The 17,621-nt window shown below is 62.5% G+C and carries 12 protein-coding genes; 3 read left to right on the top strand and 9 right to left on the bottom strand.

Annotated features, from left to right (window positions below):
* Positions 1–8 precede the first annotated feature (8 nt).
* Complete coding sequence (locus AC3WOY_RS25055) at positions 9–6,269, top strand: HAMP domain-containing protein (RefSeq protein ID WP_492428784.1); 6,261 nt, start codon at positions 9–11, stop codon at positions 6,267–6,269.
* A gap of 47 nt (positions 6,270–6,316) precedes the next feature.
* On the opposite strand, the gene xdp1 is transcribed toward AC3WOY_RS25055, so the two are convergent.
* Positions 6,317–7,213, bottom strand: coding sequence for an exosortase-dependent surface protein XDP1 (gene xdp1 / locus AC3WOY_RS25050; protein WP_492428782.1), 897 nt, complete (start codon positions 7,211–7,213; stop codon positions 6,317–6,319).
* Entirely contained in the window at positions 7,206–7,481 is a 276-nt protein-coding gene (locus AC3WOY_RS25045; protein WP_492428780.1) for a hypothetical protein, read from the bottom strand. The genes xdp1 and AC3WOY_RS25045 overlap by 8 nt, the downstream gene beginning before the upstream one ends.
* 239 nt (positions 7,482–7,720) lie before the next feature.
* Here AC3WOY_RS25045 and AC3WOY_RS25040 point away from each other — a divergent pair, with 239 nt between their 5' ends.
* Positions 7,721–8,509 (top strand): dioxygenase family protein, encoded by a 789-nt coding sequence (locus AC3WOY_RS25040; protein ID WP_492428778.1) that lies wholly within the window; start codon positions 7,721–7,723, stop codon positions 8,507–8,509.
* 19 nt (positions 8,510–8,528) lie between these two features.
* On the opposite strand, the gene AC3WOY_RS25035 is transcribed toward AC3WOY_RS25040, so the two are convergent.
* Positions 8,529–10,103, bottom strand: coding sequence for an FAD-dependent oxidoreductase (locus AC3WOY_RS25035; protein WP_492428776.1), 1,575 nt, complete (start codon positions 10,101–10,103; stop codon positions 8,529–8,531).
* A gap of 223 nt (positions 10,104–10,326) precedes the next feature.
* Between AC3WOY_RS25035 and AC3WOY_RS25030 the strand changes: the two genes are divergently transcribed.
* A complete protein-coding gene (locus AC3WOY_RS25030) occupies positions 10,327–11,127 on the top strand; it encodes an alpha/beta fold hydrolase (protein ID WP_492428774.1) in 801 nt (266 codons plus the stop codon).
* Here the strand turns inward: AC3WOY_RS25030 and AC3WOY_RS25025 are convergent.
* From AC3WOY_RS25025 to AC3WOY_RS25000, 6 genes are all read right to left on the bottom strand, one after another.
* On the bottom strand, positions 11,096–12,775 hold the full coding sequence (locus tag AC3WOY_RS25025; RefSeq protein WP_492428772.1) for a methyl-accepting chemotaxis protein: 1,680 nt from the start codon (positions 12,773–12,775) through the stop codon (positions 11,096–11,098). The two genes, AC3WOY_RS25030 and AC3WOY_RS25025, sit on opposite strands and share 32 nt — an antisense overlap.
* Before the next feature lie 445 nt (positions 12,776–13,220).
* Positions 13,221–13,751 carry a hypothetical protein gene (locus tag AC3WOY_RS25020; RefSeq protein ID WP_492428770.1) on the bottom strand — a complete coding sequence of 177 codons (531 nt, stop codon included), beginning with the start codon at positions 13,749–13,751 and terminating at the stop codon, positions 13,221–13,223.
* 26 nt (positions 13,752–13,777) lie between these two features.
* Positions 13,778–14,233, bottom strand: a complete 456-nt coding sequence (locus AC3WOY_RS25015; protein ID WP_492428768.1) for a bacteriohemerythrin — start codon at positions 14,231–14,233, stop codon at positions 13,778–13,780.
* A 19-nt stretch (positions 14,234–14,252) separates the two neighbouring features.
* Complete coding sequence (locus AC3WOY_RS25010) at positions 14,253–14,690, bottom strand: universal stress protein (protein WP_492428766.1); 438 nt, start codon at positions 14,688–14,690, stop codon at positions 14,253–14,255.
* Between the two features lie 150 nt (positions 14,691–14,840).
* Positions 14,841–16,379 (bottom strand): bifunctional aminoglycoside phosphotransferase/ATP-binding protein, encoded by a 1,539-nt coding sequence (locus AC3WOY_RS25005; protein ID WP_492428764.1) that lies wholly within the window; start codon positions 16,377–16,379, stop codon positions 14,841–14,843.
* 21 nt (positions 16,380–16,400) lie between these two features.
* Complete coding sequence (locus AC3WOY_RS25000) at positions 16,401–17,603, bottom strand: serine hydrolase domain-containing protein (RefSeq protein WP_492428762.1); 1,203 nt, start codon at positions 17,601–17,603, stop codon at positions 16,401–16,403.
* Positions 17,604–17,621 lie beyond the last annotated feature (18 nt).

Genomic DNA, 17,621 nt, shown 5'->3' with positions numbered 1-17,621 from the left:
TATATTCCATGGACACGAGCGCCACATCTGTCGATGAGCTGGACATCAAGGTCCTGCTTTCCACCCTCAAGGCACTGAAGAAAGGGGATTTCAGCGCGCGCATGCCGAGCGACTGGACCGGCCTCGCCGGCAAGGTTGCCGACACGCTGAATGACATCATGGAGGCCAACGAGCAGATGGCTGAAAGCATCACCACTGTCAGCCGTGTGGTCGGGCGTGAAGGCCGCCTCAACCAGCGCGCCACCGTGCCAAGCGTTTCGGGCGGCTGGGATGTCATGGTGCGTTCCGTCAACACCCTGATCGACGACCTGGTGCGTCCGACGACGGAGATGGCGCGCGTGATTGGCGCGGTGGCCAAGGGCGACCTGTCGCAGACGATGGCGCTGGACGTGGACGGCCGGCCGTTGAAGGGCCAGTTCCTGCGCGCCGCATCGACCGCGAACACGATGGTCGACCAGCTGTCGTCGTTCGCCTCGGAAGTGACGCGCGTGGCGCGCGAAGTGGGTACCGAAGGCAAGCTCGGCGGCCAGGCCAACGTGCCCGGCGTGGCCGGCACCTGGAAGGACTTGACCGACAGCGTGAACTCGATGGCCGGCAACCTGACCTCGCAGGTGCGCAACATCGCCGACGTGACGACGGCGGTGGCCAACGGCGACTTGTCGAAAAAGATCACCGTGGACGTGCGCGGTGAAATCCTGCAATTGAAGGACACCATCAACACCATGGTGGACCAGCTGCGCTCGTTTGCATCGGAAGTGACCCGCGTGGCGCGCGAAGTGGGTACCGAGGGCAAGCTGGGCGGCCAGGCGTACGTGCCCGGCGTGGGCGGCACCTGGAAGGATTTGACCGACAACGTGAACTTCATGGCATCGAACCTCACCGGCCAGGTGCGCAACATCGCGGAAGTCACCACCGCGGTGGCCAACGGCGACCTGTCCAAGAAGATTACCGCCGACGCCAAGGGCGAAATTCTCCAGCTGAAAGACACCATCAACACCATGGTGGACCAACTCTCCTCGTTCGCGTCGGAAGTGACCCGCGTGGCGCGCGAAGTGGGTACCGAAGGCAAGCTCGGCGGCCAGGCGCAGGTCAAGGGCGTGGCCGGCACCTGGAAAGACTTGACCGACTCGGTGAACTCGATGGCGGGCAACCTGACCGGCCAGGTGCGCAACATCGCCGACGTGACGACGGCGGTGGCGAATGGCGACCTGTCGAAAAAGATCACCGTGGACGTCAAGGGCGAAATCCTGGAGCTGAAGAACACCATCAACACCATGGTGGACCAGCTCTCCTCGTTCGCCTCGGAAGTCACGCGGGTGGCGCGCGAAGTGGGTACCGAAGGCAAGCTCGGCGGCCAGGCGCAGGTAAAAGGCGTGGGCGGCACCTGGAAGGACCTGACCGACAACGTGAACTTCATGGCCTCGAACCTGACCGGCCAGGTGCGCAACATCGCCGAGGTGACGACGGCCGTGGCGCGCGGCGACCTGTCCAAGAAGATCACGGTGGACGTGAAGGGTGAAATCCTTGAACTGAAAGACACCATCAACGTGATGGTCGACCAGCTGTCGTCGTTCGCATCGGAAGTGACGCGCGTGGCGCGCGAAGTGGGTACCGAAGGCAAGCTCGGCGGCCAGGCGAACGTGCCGGGCGTGGCGGGAACGTGGAAGGATTTGACCGACAGCGTGAACTCGATGGCGGGCAACCTGACCGGCCAGGTGCGCAACATCGCCGACGTGACCACCGCCGTGGCCAACGGCGACTTGTCGAAAAAGATTACCGCCGATGCCAAGGGCGAAATCCTTGAACTGAAAAACACCATCAACGTGATGGTGGACCAGCTCAATGCCTTCGCCTCCGAGGTGACCCGCGTGGCGCGCGAAGTGGGTACCGAAGGCAAGCTCGGCGGCCAGGCCAACGTGCCGGGCGTCGCCGGTACCTGGAAGGATTTGACCGACAGCGTGAACTCGATGGCAGGCAACCTGACCGCGCAGGTGCGCAACATTGCCGACGTGACCACGGCGGTGGCCAACGGCGACTTGTCGAAAAAGATCACCGTGGACGTGCGCGGCGAAATCTTCGAACTGAAAAACACCATCAACGTGATGGTGGACCAGCTGAACTCGTTCGCGTCGGAAGTGACGCGCGTGGCGCGCGAGGTGGGTACCGAGGGCAAGCTGGGCGGCCAGGCGCAGGTGAAAGGCGTGGGCGGCACCTGGAAGGATTTGACCGACAACGTGAACTTCATGGCATCGAACCTGACCGGCCAGGTGCGCAACATCGCGGAAGTGACCACCGCCGTGGCGCGCGGCGACTTGTCGAAGAAGATTACCGCCGATGCCAAGGGGGAAATCCTGGAACTGAAAAACACCATCAACGTGATGGTGGACCAGCTGTCGTCGTTCGCATCGGAAGTGACCCGTGTGGCGCGCGAAGTGGGTACCGAAGGCAAACTGGGCGGCCAGGCCAACGTGCCGGGGGTCGCAGGGACGTGGAAGGACTTGACCGACAGCGTGAACTCGATGGCGGGCAACCTGACCTCGCAGGTGCGCAACATTGCCGACGTGACCACGGCGGTGGCCAACGGCGACTTGTCCAAGAAGATCACCGTGGACGTGCGCGGCGAGATCCTGCAATTGAAAGACACCATCAACACCATGGTGGACCAGTTGCGATCGTTCGCATCGGAAGTGACCCGGGTGGCGCGCGAAGTGGGTACCGAGGGCCGTCTTGGCGGCCAGGCGAATGTGCCGGGTGCTTCGGGCACCTGGAAGGATCTGACCGACAACGTGAACTTCATGGCATCGAACCTGACCGGCCAGGTGCGCAATATCGCCGAAGTGACCACGGCGGTGGCGCGCGGCGACCTGTCGAAAAAGATCACGGTGGACGTGAAGGGCGAGATTCTCGAACTGAAGAACACCATCAACGTGATGGTGGACCAGCTGTCGTCGTTCGCGTCGGAAGTGACGCGCGTGGCGCGCGAAGTGGGCACCGAAGGCAAGCTGGGCGGCCAGGCGCAGGTGGAAGGCGCGGCCGGTACCTGGAAGGATTTGACCGACAACGTGAACTTCATGGCGGCGAACCTGACCGCGCAGGTGCGGGGTATCGCCGGTGTGGTGACGGCAGTGGCGAATGGTGACCTGAAGAAGAAGCTGACGGTGGCCGCGCGCGGCGAGATCGCGGCGCTGGCCAACACCATCAACGAGATGACCGACACGCTGGCGGTGTTTGCCGACCAGGCGACCACGGTGGCGCGCGAGGTGGGCGTGGAAGGCAAGCTGGGTGGCCAGGCCTCGGTGCCGGGTGCGGCGGGGACGTGGAAGGACTTGACCGAGAACCTGAACCAGATGGCGGCGACCCTGACCACGCAGGTGCGCGCGATTGCGGAAGTGGCGACCGCGGTGACGCGCGGCGACCTGTCGCGTTCGATCCAGGTGGAAGCGCGCGGCGAAGTCTCGTACCTGAAGGACAACATCAACGAGATGATCCGCAACCTGAAGGAGACGACGCAGAAGAATGCGCAGCAGGACTGGCTCAAGACCAACCTGGCGCGCTTCACCCGACTGCTGCAGGGCCAGCGCGACCTGGAAGCGGTTTCCGCCCTGATCCTGTCCGAACTCGCTCCGCTGGTCTATGCGCACCACGGCGTTTTCTACCGGATGGAAGCCGGGCAGGACGATCCATGCCTGCGTGCCGTCTCCACCTATGGCTATCGTTCGGCCGAAGAACTGACTCGCACCTTCCGTCCCGGACAAGGACTGGTCGGCCAGTGTGCACTCGAGAAGCAGCGCGTGTGGCTGACCAACGTGCCGCGTGACTACATCCAGATCACTTCGGGCCTCGGTGCCGCGCCGCCGAGCAATATCGTGGTGCTGCCCATCCTGTTCGAACAGCAGGTCATGGCAGTCATCGAGATCGCTTCGCTGGAGCGCTTCACCGAAACCCATCTGTCCTTCCTCGACCAGCTGATGGAATCGATCGGCGTGGTGCTCAACACCATCGAGGCCAACAGCCGTACCGAATCGCTGCTGACGCAATCGCAGTCGCTGGCGCAGGAACTGCAGCAGACCAACCTCGAGCTGGCGGAAAAGGCACGCTTGCTGTCCGAGCAGAACATCGAGGTGGAACGCAAGAACCGCGAAGTAGAACAGGCGAAGTTCGCGCTCGAAGAAAAGGCAAGCCAGCTCGTTCTGTCCTCCAAGTACAAGTCCGAGTTCCTGGCGAACATGTCGCACGAACTGCGCACGCCGCTGAACAGCCTGCTGATCCTCGCGCAGCAACTGTCCGACAACCCGGAGGGCAACCTGACGACGTCGCAGGTGGAATTCGCGAAAACGATCTATGGCTCCGGCAGCGACCTGCTGACGCTGATCAACGACATTCTCGACCTGTCGAAGATCGAGTCGGGCACCGTCACGCTGGAGGTCAGCGAATACCGCTTCGACTCCTTGCGCGCCTACGTGGAACGCACCTTCCGTCACATGGCGGACGCCAAGAAGATCGATTTCACGATTGAACTCGGTCCCAACCTGCCGCCGTCCATGCGAACGGACACTACGCGCCTGCAGCAAATCCTGAAGAACCTGCTCTCCAACGCCTTCAAGTTCACGCCGCACGGCCAGGTCGCGCTGCGCATCGGCCGCGCGCACTCCGGCTGGTCAGGCGACCACCCTTCCCTTTCCGGCGCGGACGCCGTGCTGGCATTCTCCGTTACCGATACCGGTGTCGGCATCCCGGGGGACAAGCTGCAGCTGATCTTCGAGGCATTCCAGCAGGCCGACGGCAGTACCGCGCGCAAATACGGCGGCACCGGCCTCGGCCTGTCCATCAGCCGCGAACTGGCTCGCCTGCTGAACGGCGAGATCAAAGTGGAAAGCGAACTCGGCCTCGGCAGCACCTTCACGCTCTATCTTCCCTATCATCAGGAAGGGATCGTCGAGTACGACTATCCGCAGGAAGAAAATGCAAACGCCGTAGAAGCGCGCCTCGCGCTGCCCTACGACGCCGGGCAGCCCGGTCTGCAGCATGTCGCGATCGACCTTCCGGACGACGGCGAGGGAACGCCGACCGACGACCGGGCGACCGTCAGCCCCGGCGAGCCTGCCGTCCTGATCGTGGACGACGACGAAGGCGATGCCATGGCGCTGCTGGGACAGGCACGCGAGCGCAACTTCAAGGGTATTGTCGCGCTGCAGGCCGACTCCGCGCTGGCGCTGACGCGCGACTACCGGCCGGCTGCCATCCTGCTCGACATTGACCGCGACGATGCGGAAGGCTTCACCGTGCTCGACCGCCTCAAGCGCGATCCAGGCACGCGCCACATTCCCGTGCATGTGCTGTCCGAGACCGACGCGCGCGAACGGGCGTTGCGCCACGGTGCGATCTCCTACCTGCAAAAACCTGTCAGCGTGGCACGCATGCAGGAAGAACTGTCGCGCATCCAGCAATTCGTGACCAGCGAAAAGCGGCATCTGCTCGTCGTCGAGGACGACCCGGTCCAGCGCGATGCCATCGTCCGCCTGATCGGCGATGACAGCGTGCATATCGAAGCGGTCGAGAGCGGCGAAGAAGCGCTCCGCCAGCTCAGGCGCGCCCCCTTCGATTGCGTCGTGCTCGATCTCAGCCTGCCGGACATCGACGGCTTCAACCTGCTTGAACAGGTCGCCGCGGATTATTCGCTGCGCGATGTCCCCATCGTCGTCTACACAGCGGTCGAGCTGAAACCCGAGGAAACGGAAAAGCTGCAGCGCATCGCCAAGACAGTCATCCTGAAGGATGCACGCTCGCCGGAGCGCCTGGTGGCCGAAACCGCCCTCTTCCTGCATCGTGCGCTCGATAGCCTTCCCGAGACGCAACGCCGCATGCTGGACGATGTGCAGGCCGCGGATGTCAGCCTGGCCGGCCGCAAGGTCCTCATCGTCGACGACGACCTGCGCAACATCTTCGCGCTGAGTTCTGTGCTCGAACGCCAGCACATGAAGGTGCTGTACGCCGAGAACGGACGCGACGGCATCGAGGTCCTGCAATCGGACCCCGCCATCGAAATCGTCCTGATGGACATCATGATGCCTGGCATGGATGGCTACGACACGATGCGCGCGATCCGGAAGAATGCGAAGTTCAGGTCGCTGCCGATCATCACCCTGACGGCGAAGGCGATGAAGGGCGACCGCGACAAGTGCATCGCCGCCGGCGCCTCGGATTACATCACCAAGCCGGTGGACGCGGGACAGTTGCTGTCGCTGATGCGGGTGTGGATTCGCAGCTGAAGAGGCGTGATGGAGATGAACAGGGCGAGCGAGTCATGGCGACATGCTCAAGACGCATGTTGTGCGTTGCGCCTGCGCCGGGCGGCAAACAGGCCGGCCATGGCCGCAGCGAACAAGGCTGCAGAACCGGGCTCGGGAACATGCACAGAAGGGGGCGGCGGCTGAAACGTGCCGCCAACCGAGCGCAGTTTTACATAGTCATTGCCACTGTTCAGGCCGATACCGGATGCGCCATAGCCCAGACTGTAGGCGCTGATCAACCACCAGGTCGACTCGAGTCCGAGCGGATTGATGCTTTTCGGCGTGCTGCTGCCGACGTTCGCGTAACTGCCGACCAGTTCCCATCCGCTGGTGTAAAGCCTGGGAATGGACTTGCCGTTGATGACAGGGGTATCTGTACCGGTGTACCTGAGCACGCTGATATCCGAATCGGTGTATGTCCAGCCGAGTGAAACCTCGCTGAGCTTCACTTCATCGCTGAACGCCAGGGCAATCAGATCGAGGTTGCCGTTGCCATCCATGCCATGCTGTGGCGACGATGCGGAGAGGGTTTCGCTTCGGTTGCGGACGCCGAAGCCGGCACCGCCGAACTGCGCGATATTCGCAGTCTGAAACGTCGTCTTGTCATTCCCGGTTCTCGACCAGGCTGTCGCCGTCAATGCCGGATTCTCCGCTCCCGCCGAGCATCCGTAACTGTTCCCGAAGTCGTTTTTCTTGTAGGCATCCTGCGTGCAGCCCGAGCTGAAATCCCAAAGCACCAGCGCCGAAGCGGGAACGCTCAACACCCCGAAAACGCATGCGGCGAAGGCACGCGCTATATAAGTCGAAAGATTTTTCATTACCGAAAACCGTGTATTGTTTTGCAACATTGCTGTGCAGTCTATACACGTTTGTGGTAATGGCCTGTTGTTTTGAAATATTTTGAGACAAGCACCGCTAGTCATCACGGACCTGTCTCCCCGCCGCCCGCAAGGACAACTCGCGGACCTTGTTTTCCTGCCACCAGGCCAGGAATCGGTCGAACCGGCCGCCGAACTTGTGCTTCTTCAGATGTTCGTAGATCTCGCTGCATGCCGCGGCAGCATCGAGGCTGATCTGCCCCTTGGTTGCGGCGAACTCGCAGTCCCAATAGGATTTTTCCACCTCGGCACCGGGTGCGATTCCCACCGTGGTCGATGAAGCGACAATCAGTGCAGCGAGTGCGGATGCCATGGCAGCCTCCGGCAAGTAGCGATTTTTCAGTGTAGGAGTGCGGTCCGGGATGTCATTGACTGCATGCCAACGTGCACATGATGTGGATCAGATTACGCGCGGGATAGTCAACCAAACGGAAACAATGTATCAACGCCCAGCCGGTTTATCTGCACACGGCAAACGCATACAGTGTGGTGGACAAGGTCACATGCCTTGTCGCATAGCGCCTGCGTAACCATTGACCAAGGAGAAGCACCATGCCCCGCCTGCCCACGCTGTTCGTCTCTCACGGATCGCCGATGCTGGCCATCGAGGACAGCCCGGCGAGCCGCTTCCTGCAAGGCCTTGGCCGGACCCTGCCGGCGCCGCGCGCCATTCTTGTCGCATCCGCCCACTGGGAATCGATGGGCGGACCCGCGGTCAGCCTCGCCCCGCAGCCGGAAACCATCCACGACTTCGGCGGCTTTCCGCAGGCGCTGTACGACCTCGCCTATCCCGCGCCCGGCGCGCCGCAGCTTGCCGAAAAAGCGGCATTGACGCTGGAACAGGCCGGATATACCGTCGGACGAAGCCCGCATCGCGGCCTTGATCATGGCGCGTGGGTCCCGCTGAAGCTGATGTATCCGGACGCGGACATTCCCGTCACGCAGCTGTCGATCCTGCGCGGCGCGTCCCCTGCCAATCACGAGCACCTGGGCCAAGCCCTTGCCAGCCTGCGCGACGAAGGAGTGCTGGTGATCGGTTCCGGCTCCCTGACGCATAACCTGTATGAATTCCACGGTGGTCCCGTCGATGCCCCAGTGCCCGAATGGGTCAGCGAGTTCGGCACATGGATGGCGGAGAAGCTGCATGCCGGCGACCGCGCGGCATTGCGCGATTATCGTGCGCGCGCGCCGTCGGCGGCCCGCAACCATCCGACGGAAGAACACCTGCTGCCGCTATTCGTCGCAATGGGGGCGGCCGGAGAAGGGGCTGTTGCCAAGCGTCTGCACGCCAGCCATGAATACGGGGTGCTGGCGATGGACGTCTACGCCTTCGGGGAATAAGGCACCACGCCTAAGCCTGCTACGCCCGGGGCCCTGGCTGCGGTCGATGCGCATCGCCCGGTCCCGCCTGCTGCATGTCATCGGACTCGAGTGTCGCGGCCTCCAGTGCCGTGGCCGCCGGGCCGTGCAACACCTCGCCATCGACGGCGAAGCGGGAACCATGGCATGGGCAATCCCACGACCGCTCGGCCGAATTCCAGTGCACGACGCAGCCAAGGTGCGTGCACTTGGCCGACACCGCATGCAGCGCCCCCTGCTCGTCGCGGAAGACGGCCAGCTTGCGCGTGCCGTCGCGCACGATTGCGCCCTCGCCCGCGGCAATTTCCTGGGGCGAGTCGACCTCGCCGCCCGTCACCCATTCGCCGTATCTGGATAGCGTGTCCGCCTGCTCTGCGACGAAATCCGTCACGCCATGCCTGATCTTGCGCGCCGGGTCGTACACTGGTTGCCATGGATTTTCACGCCCCATGATGAGGTCGGTCACAAGCATGGCGCCGACAGTGCTGTGCGTCATCCCATTGCCTGAATCGCCGGTGATGACGTACACGTTGCGGTCGTCCATCGGATTGTGTCCCAAATAGGCCAGGCCGTCGGACGGTTCCATGATTTCGCCGGACCAGCGGTATTCCACCGTTTGCGCCATCGGGAAGCGTTCGCGGACCCAGCGTTCTATCTCGTCGTACCGATGCTCCGGATGCGTGTCCTGGCCAACCTTGTGGTCGGCGCCGCCTACAACCAGGATGTCCTCGCCCGCCGCCGGGCCTGCCGTCTCGAGACGGACATAGTAATAAGGATCCCCGGTATCCCACAGCAGGATGCGCGGCACCGATCCCCTCGGCACCCGCACGCCGATGACATAGGTGCGGTAGGCGGCCTGTTTCGTGTGCATCACCACGCGGTCGTTGAAGGGGGTATTGGTCGCGACGACCACTGCCTTCGCGCGCACCGTGCCGTTCGTCGTGGTGATCGCCTGCAGGCTGTCGTCGCCGGACACATCGAGCGCCCGCGTACCGCCATAGATCTTGCCGCCGCCGCGCACGATGGCTTGCGCCAGGCCGGACAGGTACTTCAACGGATGGAACTGCGCCTGGTTTCGGTAATGGACACACGGGCCGGTATCGAAACCCAGGCCAGGCACGCGGTCGAGCAGTTCGACATCGGCGCCCGCGCGCTGTGCCGCCTCGAACTCCTTGCGCAAGTCCTTGAATCCGTTGTCGGGAAGCGCATAAAGGTAGCCGCTCAGCCGTTCGAATTCGCAATCGATATTCTCAAGTGCAATGATGGATTCGACCTGGGTAATTGCCTGCGAAAAACTGTCGACAATCCGTTTCGCGATCTGCTCCCCGAAGCCGTCCTCGATGTCCACATACCACTCGTCAGGAGGAAAGAAATGTGCCGTCGTCCTTCCGGTCTCGCCTGCACCGATGCCGAATGCATCGACCACGACTACGCTGCGGCCTTGCCTTGTCAGGAGGTAGGCCGTGGTAAGGCCGGCAATACCTGCGCCGACCACGCACACATCCGTATCCACATCAGCCGCGAGTGCAGGAAAGTCAGGGACGGTGGTAGTTGCCATCCAAATCGAAGAAGACATTCCGTTCGTTGTGCCGATCATAATTCGCCCTTTCTGTCCGCGTTGCCCGGACTGCGCTTTCGCTCGGGACCGAGCGTTTGCTGGTAGACATGGCGGAGATGGATAGGTTTATCCGGTACTGCGGCGGTCATTGCGTGTCATCAAGGGCTCCCGCGTGAATCCCGCTCGCTGCTGCCAGGTTTGGTTATAGTGGCGCCCTAGAAACCAGCGAAAAGGAGTCTTCATGTTCAAGTTTCCCCCGGCGCGCAAGGTGCAATGCCTCGACGAGACGATCGAGTTCGTACTGGACGGAAACGGCCCTGCCGCCATTGTGCTGGTCAACGGTTCCGGCGGGCCGATCGAGGGATGGCACAAGGTGTTTGGGGAACTGGCCGGCGCTGCCCGCGTGTTTGCGTACAACCGTCCAGGCGTCGGTAAAAGCGCGAGGCCAGCGGCCCCGCAGACCGTGAAACACATGGCAGCCTCGCTGCATGCCACGCTGAAGGAAGCCGGCTGCAAGCCGCCCTACGTTCTGGTCGGCCATTCCTTCGGAGGATTGATCGTGAACTTGTTTGCGAGGCAGCATCCCGGCGACGTGACGGCGGTCGTGATGCTCGAAGCGAGCACCGTGGATGACATCGAAACGCTGGGCGTGTACGAAACCGCTTTCCAGCGCGCGCTTGGAAAGCTGCTGAAGCGCGTCTTTCCGCCCAATCCCTATGCGGAAACAGAACAGGCAAAGATATCCGCGCAAGAACTGAAGTCCGCTCCGCCCTTTCCCCCGATTCCCGTGTTCGTGGTCACCGGCGGCAAACCGGCCATGACCTGGGCAACCAGGCCCGAAGCCCTTGCGGCGCGTGCACGGCATCAGCGGCAGCTCTGTGCGCTCTCTCCCATGGCACGCGAGATCGTGGCGGCGGGGAGCGGGCATTTTCCCCAGTTCAGCGAACCTGAAGTGGTCATCGCGGCCGTGAAGGAGGCGCTGGCGCATGCGGCCAGCACCTCTTTGCTTGTCAGCCGCGCAGGCGCAGTGCAGCCTTCCTGACCTCCCCGATCGGCAGGACCTGGGCGCCACTCTCCTTCTCCCTGCGCGGTGCTTGCGGCTGTTCGATCCGCACAACCTCCGCCGGGCGAAGCACGCCTGCCGACGTGCTCAGGTCGAATGCCGCCACCGTCTGGCCCAATGCGGTCGCGCGGATTTCCATGGATGCCGCCGCGGCTGCGGCCTGCTCCACCAGCGCAGCATTCTGCTGCGTCATTTCATCCATGGTCGATATCGCGCGGTTGATTTCCTCGATGCCGCGGCTCTGTTCCTGGCTCGCTTCGGTGATCTCGTTCATGATGTCGGCGACATGCTTGACCGCCGCGACGATCTCGTCCATCTGCTTGCCGGCGTCGTCGACAAGCGCATTGCCGCTTTCGACCTTCTTCACCGAGTCGCTGATCAGGTCCTTGATTTCCTTTGCCGCCTGGGCGGAACGCTGGGCAAGCGTGCGCACCTCGGCAGCGACGACCGCAAAACCGCGTCCCTGCTCGCCCGCGCGCGCGGCTTCCACCGCGGCATTGAGCGCAAGGATATTGGTCTGGAAAGCGATGCCGTCGATCACACCGATGATATCCACGATCTTGCGCGAGCTATCCTTGATCGAACCCATGGTCTCGACCACCTGGCTCACCACTTCGCCGCCCTTCACTGCGGAGTCGGAGGCGGAACGCACGAGATGATTGGCCTGCTGCGCATTGTCGGCGTTGTGCTTGACGGTGGAGGTGAGCTGCTCCATCGAGGACGCGGTCTGCTGCAGTGCGCTGGCCTGGGATTCGGTGCGAGCGGACAGGTTGGAATTGCCGGTGGAGATTTCGTTGGAGGCGGTGCCGATTTCGTCCGTCCCCGCGCGCACCTGGCTGACGATCTTCGACAAGCTGTCGTCCATCTCCCTGAGCGCGCGCAGCAGCTCGCTGGTTTCATCCTTGCCGACGACCTTGATCTCCGCGCCCAGCTTGCCGGCGGCAACCCGTTTGGCAACACCGACGGCATCCTGCAGCGGCTGGGTGATGCTGCGCGTGGTGATGAATGACAGGACCCCGCCCGTGACGACGGTGATGAGGCCCATCATCAGCAGCAGGGTGGTCAGGCGCTGGCCGGCATCTTCCGAACCGGCGATCAGGCCGTCGACGGCCTTCTGCTGCATGTCGACCAGCTTGTCGATCTCGGCAATGGCCTGCTGGTTGAGCGGGTCGATGCGCGCCGAAATCACCTTGCCTGCCGACTCGTTGGCGTACTCCTTGACCTTCTCGATGGCTTCCTTGAAGGGCTCTTCCGTTTTCTTGTTGAGCGCGGCGATATTGGCGACGATGGCCTTCTCTTCGTCGGACAGGCCGAGCGCGAGCATCTTGTCCTGGGCTTCCTGGAAGCGCTTGCGCTGCACGAGCGCCTTGGCCTCTTCCTTCTGCATTTCCGGCGTGCTGTACTGCAGTCCGACGTTGCGCATGGCGATGCCGCCTTCGAGCACTGCACTGCGCATGGCGCTCGCGACCGCCACTTTCCCGGTCGCCACCTTCAACCCCTCGTTCTGGACGCGCCGGCTATTGGCGCTGATGACGATGTCTGCAAGCAGCACGCAGACCACCATGACAAGAATGATGCCGAAGCCGATACCCAGCCGCGTACCAATCCTCACCGTACGTAGATTCATAGCATTGTCTCCCCCGAACGAATTGTGCGGAGCAACGAGAGTCAGCCTGTCGGACTATGGATGGTATCCATGCCCGATCGAATGTTTGAGTGGACTGAGTTCCGCTGCGATACAACATCAAGCGTGCAGAAAGCACACCCCAGCAGGGACCAGTCTAAAGGAGTGAATGGTGATTTTCCACCTTGCAACTGTGTGGATATTTTCTCGCCAGCGATGATGTGTCTTTCTTTTGGACACATCCGGAAAAACGCGGAGAAATCGATGAAATGACAAGCATGCGCGCAGCTCGACGGGATTGTCCGAAAGCGTTGCAAAATCGAAGTTTCCGCAGGGAAAGCCCCGATCAGATGCGATGTATGAAAAACATACATTGCACTTGTGTCTGATCATCAGACACGAACAGGCCGTTGCGCTCGAGCAACAACCTGTGGTCAAAATTCCACGGTCAGCTGCCCTGCTTCGGGTCCCCGGTACAGGTTTTGAGGATGCGCTGGCTCTGCTTCATGTCCGCAGGAAGCGCAATGCCATCCTTTCGTGCGGGCAGCAGACCGGCCCAATCCTGCTGGCGGTAGCCGTACATGGAGACGACCCCATCCAGCAGGTCCTCTTCCTTGATGCCGGCGCGGACAAGTTCGGAGCGGCAGACATAGATTTCCGCGCCGCGCTCCTTCGCCGTCCGGACCATGTTCCGCATATCATGGTTCGACCGCGTTTTCGTGAGCAAGCCTGACTCGGTTCCCGATACGACAATCCAGAACGGCTGGTCCGACTTCTTCGGATTTTCCGCGAGCGCCTGGGCGAGTGCCTGGGTCAGCGAAACACCCTCACCCGCCACATAGACGCCGCCCGCAATCGCGACCGCAGGCGCGGCGATGGCGAGCCCGATCACGATCAGCAGCCGCAGCAGGGGATGGCGATGCAATGCAGGGCGACCCGGCCGCGTGTCATGGCGAAAAGCGTGGAACAACTGGGACATCGATACTCCATTCAATAAAAGACCGCCTAGGTCGAACGGTCCGATGCCTGGCGGATGCGTTCCGCAGCCAGGCGAATCGTGACCGGATTGATGTCTTCCCCATCGAGATCCAGCGCGAATGCAAGCGCCGTATCCATCGTCGACAGGTGAAACAGGAACCATTGCGGAAGGAGTTCCGCCGCCTCGCGGCCCAGGGCCACATCTCCATTCATGACATGGGGGGCGACATGGTGAAGCGCGCCGAGCACACGCGCATGCTGCTCGCGATGCCCTTGCAGGCCAGGATAATCGATCTCTTCCATGAGGGTTTCCTCTTCCTGGAAGTCCTTTTCCACCTTGCCGATCATCTGCATGAAGGCAGCCGCAAATCCGTCATCCGGCATTGTCAGCAGCGCGGTCAGATCCTCGAAGAATTCCTTGTGCGCCTCATCCATGTCCTTGACGCCAAGCGACATGTCCTGGGACCATTTGATCGATTGCATTACTGCCTCCTTGGATTGATCAGCGGAAGACCATCACGGGAATGGTCGTACTTGCCAGCACCTTCTGCGTCTCGCTGCCGACGAACAGGCGCTGCAGGCCCTTGCGCCCGTGCGATGCCATGAAGATGACGTCGCAGCCCAGCGTTTCGGCGGTCTTCACAATTTCCTCGCTCGGGCTGAAGGATTGCGACACCACGGCCTTGCATGGCACATCCACCACATGGGCCGCCGCTGCCAGCTTCCGTACATGCTCCTGCGCGATGTCCTGCGCCCTGTCTTCGTACAGGCGGCGCTCGTCCGAATAGGTACTGCCGGAGAGCGGGGTAAACGGATAGGGTTCCGCGACGGACAGGCCGACCAGACTCGCACCCGTCTCTTTCGCAAACTGGACCGCTGCGTTGATGGCACGCTCGGACAACGGCGAACCGTCGGTTGGCACGAGTATCGTCTTGAACATGATTGCTTCCTTTCGATATCTCCGCCAGCCTTCAAGACCTTGTTGTTCTTGAGGTCATTCTAGAAGAATTTCATCGGCCTTCAAGCCCGAAACCCGCCAGCGTCCTCCGATCCGGCGCGGCTCGATTGATCTGGATCAATGAATGCGGATTCAGGCCAGGAGAGCTCCCAGCCGCGCGCAAAGCTTGTCCGTGGACATCCCGATCGTGTCCACGGCGCACACCTGCGGCGCCTCATCGGCCGAGAACGGATCGTGGCAGGCCAGCTGCCGTTCGAGGATCGCCAGGCCGGCATCCGATGCGTCCGCCTGTTCTCTTTCTCGCAGCAAGATCCGTCGGCGCATCTCGTCTTCAACGGCAACAGCGGAGAGGATGACGAAGCGTACGCCCAGTTCTTGCGCCAGCCCGGCAAAAAGCGCTCGTTGTTCGCGCTTGAGGAAGGTCGCATCGACCACGGCAGTCCACCCTGTACGGATGACCAGCCGCGCAGTCTCGAGCAGGCTGAGGTAGACGGCGCGCGTCGCTTCCTCCGTATAGATTTCCGGACCTCCGCGCTGCAAGGCGGGGATGCCGGCCATGCGCTTGCGTTCGACGTCGGCCCGGATCTGGATGGCATCGAGGGCTTCCACGGCCGCACGGGCCAGCGTCGACTTTCCGCTTCCGGAAAAGCCGTGCATGATGACGAGCGCGGGCCGTGGCCGCTTTATCCGGCCGGCTGCGAAGGCGAGGTAATCCGACGCCTCGCGGCGAGCCCGCACGTCCCCCTGCGCGGCTGCAAGCAATGCGACCTTGCAGCGGATGAGCGCCCGATGAACTTCGTAATACGCGAACACCGGAAGTCCTGCGTAGTCCCCGGTATGCGTCAGGAAGGCATTCAACAAGCGCGACGCGAGGTCGCCGCATCCCCTGAATCGCAGGTCCATGCAAGTGAACGCGATATCGTTCATCACATCGATCCAACGCAGCCGCTCGCTGAACTCGATGCAGTCGAATGCTTCCACCTTGCCGTCCACTGTCAGGATATTCGCGCAATGGAGGTCGCCATGGCATTCCCGGATGAGGCCGCCGGCCTTGCGCGCCAGGAAGCGGTCATGCAGCACCTCCCGCTGCTGCGCTTCCCAGGCCCGCAGCATCAATGCGTCGTCCCGCTCGCCTGATTCCGCCAGGTGCGCAGCGAGCAGGTCGAGTGTTTCATCGGCGATTGCCTGCAAGGCCGAAGGCGTGCACCAGGGGCTGTCCGAGGGAGCGCGCGCTGCCGCTTCATGCAGGCGGGCAAGGCGGGTCGCCCACGCCTCGATGTCGGCAGCCGTCAACCGCCCCTCGGCAAGGCGTTCGCTCCAGAGCGAAGCCTGGTCGAATGCGCGCATCTTCACTGCATATTCCAGGTGCGGGCCATCGCCGCCGAGGACGGGATGATCGATGTCTCCCGCAACCGCAACGACGCCGAGATAGAGTTCCGGCGCATGACGCCGGTTCAGGCGCAGCTCTTCCTCGCAGTAGAAGCGCCGCTTGTCGAGCGTGGAAAAATCGAGGAAGTCGAAGCGCACCGCCTTCTTGAACTTCCATGCGAATCCGCCGGCGACCAGCACCACGGAGATATGCGTCTCGTGCCTGGCGCAGGACGGCCCCAGCGATCCGGCCACCCTGTCGATCAGCGCGCGCTGGCGGGACAGCGCATCCGGTTCGGCCATGCCTGCCTCCCTGTCGATTGATTATTCGCGCGCCGCGTACACAAGGTTGCGGAACAGCTGCCGGTAATGCGTGCGCTGCTCCGGCGCCTGCATCATGAAGATCGCAAGCATATCCTCTGCGGGATCAATCCAGAAGTAGGTTCCGGCAAGGCCGCTCCAGGTGAAATCGCCGATCGATCCCGGCATCAACGCGCCGCCTTCGTGCGTGCGTACCGAAAATCCGAGCCCGAAGCCATAGCCCGGTCCCGGCAGGTAACTGGGGCCGGAGCGCGCATGCGGCATGCCGACAAGATGGTCGCTGGTCATGTAGGCGAGCATCTTGCGCGACAGCAGCCGCACGCCGTCGAGTTCGCCGCCGTTGGCAAGCATCTGCGCGAAGCGGAAATAGTCATGCAGCGTCGACATCATGCCGCCTCCGCCGCTGAGGAAATTCGGTTTCCGGCGCGGCTGGTTCAGTTTTACCGCGGCCCCGGTCACCGGGTCCCTGGCAAAGGCTTCCGCAATCCGGTGATGTTTCCCCTCCTCGACCCAGAAACCGGAATCGTGCATGCCGAGCGGCTTCAGGATGCGTTCGGACAGCAGCGCATCGAGCGGCATGCCGGCGACACGTTCAAGCAGCACGCCGAGGACGTCGGTGGCGTGGCTGTACTCCCATACCGTCCCGGGCTGGACCATGAGCGGCAGCTGTCCCAGCAGGCGGATGAATTCATCGCTCGTCGCGCGCGGACTGCCGATGCCTGCCTTGCGGTATTCCTCCTTGACCAGCGAATCGCCGAAGATCCCGTAGGTGAACCCCGCGGTATGCCGGAGCAGGTCCTGCACGGTGATCGGTTGCAGGGCATCCTCCAGTTGCAGGATGCGCTTGCCCTTGGGATCGGCTTTTTCAACGCCGACCTTCAGCCCGCGCAGTTCGGGCAGGTAGTTTGCGATGGGATCGCTCAACAGCAACCTGCCCTGCTCGGCCAGCATCATGGTGGCGACGGACACGATCGGCTTGGTCATCGAATAGATGCGGAAGATCGTGTCCAGCGACATGGGCGTTCCGGTATCCGGGCCTTGCGTTCCCAGCGCCGCTTCGTATGCCACCCGGCCCTGGCGCGCAACCAGCATGGCTGCGCCGGGAATGAAGCGTCCGTCGATGTCTGTCTGGATACGCCTGGTCAACGCCTGCAGGCGCTGTTCCGAAAAACCGTCCGTACCGCTTGCGGCGAGGCCCTTGCCCATATGTCTCATCCTTGTTCA

The sequence above is a fragment of the Noviherbaspirillum sp. FW303-A3 genome, from assembly GCF_058788695.1.
Note: the sequence above shows the minus strand (reverse complement) of the source record. Positions and strands in the feature narration are given on the sequence as shown.

Bases quoted from the DNA above. Each gene is read 5' to 3' on its own strand.
- AC3WOY_RS25005 (WP_492428764.1), bottom strand. From the start codon at position 16,379: ATGGCCGAACCGGATGCGCTGTCCCGCCAGCGCGCGCTGATCGACAGG.
- AC3WOY_RS25010 (WP_492428766.1), bottom strand. From the start codon at position 14,690: ATGTTCAAGACGATACTCGTGCCAACCGACGGTTCGCCGTTGTCCGAG.
- AC3WOY_RS25025 (WP_492428772.1), bottom strand. From the start codon at position 12,775: ATGAATCTACGTACGGTGAGGATTGGTACGCGGCTGGGTATCGGCTTC.
- xdp1 (WP_492428782.1), bottom strand. From the start codon at position 7,213: ATGACTAGCGGTGCTTGTCTCAAAATATTTCAAAACAACAGGCCATTA.
- AC3WOY_RS25015 (WP_492428768.1), bottom strand. From the start codon at position 14,233: ATGCAATCGATCAAATGGTCCCAGGACATGTCGCTTGGCGTCAAGGAC.
- AC3WOY_RS25020 (WP_492428770.1), bottom strand. From the start codon at position 13,751: ATGTCCCAGTTGTTCCACGCTTTTCGCCATGACACGCGGCCGGGTCGC.
- AC3WOY_RS25000 (WP_492428762.1), bottom strand. From the start codon at position 17,603: ATGGGCAAGGGCCTCGCCGCAAGCGGTACGGACGGTTTTTCGGAACAG.
- AC3WOY_RS25035 (WP_492428776.1), bottom strand. From the start codon at position 10,103: ATGTCTTCTTCGATTTGGATGGCAACTACCACCGTCCCTGACTTTCCT.
- AC3WOY_RS25045 (WP_492428780.1), bottom strand. From the start codon at position 7,481: ATGGCATCCGCACTCGCTGCACTGATTGTCGCTTCATCGACCACGGTG.
- AC3WOY_RS25040 (WP_492428778.1), top strand. From the start codon at position 7,721: ATGCCCCGCCTGCCCACGCTGTTCGTCTCTCACGGATCGCCGATGCTG.
- AC3WOY_RS25030 (WP_492428774.1), top strand. From the start codon at position 10,327: ATGTTCAAGTTTCCCCCGGCGCGCAAGGTGCAATGCCTCGACGAGACG.
- AC3WOY_RS25055 (WP_492428784.1), top strand. From the start codon at position 9: ATGGACACGAGCGCCACATCTGTCGATGAGCTGGACATCAAGGTCCTG.